This window comes from Bradyrhizobium sp. SHOUNA76, assembly GCF_023006445.1.
Classification (GTDB): domain Bacteria; phylum Pseudomonadota; class Alphaproteobacteria; order Rhizobiales; family Xanthobacteraceae; genus Bradyrhizobium.
This window is the reverse complement of the sequence record NZ_JALBHA010001012.1, coordinates 1-817: the sequence shown is the minus strand read 5'-3', so window position 1 is coordinate 817 and position 817 is coordinate 1. Positions and strand designations below refer to the sequence as shown.

The window sequence follows — 817 nt, the reverse complement described above, 5'->3', positions numbered from 1 at the left end:
GGCCTCATCGGAAGCTGCCGGGCCGGTGAGCACGCCGGAGATGGCGGCGGCGACCTCGTCGGAGGCGAGGATGCGCTTGACCAGCGGGCGGATCACCAGGAACAGCACGATCAGGCCGAGCAGCATCATCACGCCGAGCTCGACGAAGTACATGACGTCGTCCTTGGTGAACTGGAGCATGCCGAGCAAGCCGCCGGGTTCGCCGATCGGGGCGGTGGAGGGCGCATCGGCAAAGCGCAGATTGACGACCTCGACCTGGTCGCCGCGCTTCTGGTCGAAGCCGATCGCGGAGCGCACCAGCGTTGCGATGCGGTCGAGCTGCTCCTTGGTGCGGTCCTGATAGGCCAGCTCGCCCTTGTCGTTCTTGGAGTAGATGCCGTCGACCAGCACCGCGACCGAGATGCGGTTGACCCGGCCGGCCTCGGTCACCTCGGTCTTGGTGGTGCGGGAGATCTCGTAATTGTTGGTCTCTTCGGACTTCTTGCTCTGGTCCTTGGCCGCGACGCCGTTGTTCTGCTGGTTGCCGGGCAGCTCGTTGTTGACGGTGACCTGGCCGTTGTTGTCGGCGGTCATGCTCTGCTCTTCGCGGGTCTGGCTCGAGCGCAGCACGCGGCCCTCGGGGTCGAACTTGTCCGAGGTCTGGGTGACCTTGTTGAAGTCGAAATCGGCGGAGAGCTGGACGCGGGCGCGGCCGGAGCCGACCACGGAGGAGACGATGTCCTCGACCTGCTTGCGCATCCGCTTCTCGAAGGAGATGCGGCGCTCCTCGCCGACCGCCTGCTCCGGATCAGCCGCCGCGCCGTCGGCCAGCAGCTGG

Annotated in this window: 1 protein-coding gene; it reads right to left on the bottom strand. The window is 66.6% G+C overall.

The annotated features are described in order from the left end of the window. Window positions 1-817 (bottom strand): flagellar M-ring protein FliF C-terminal domain-containing protein (locus MOV74_RS39350; protein ID WP_309486892.1); only part of this gene is annotated, 817 nt, incomplete at both ends.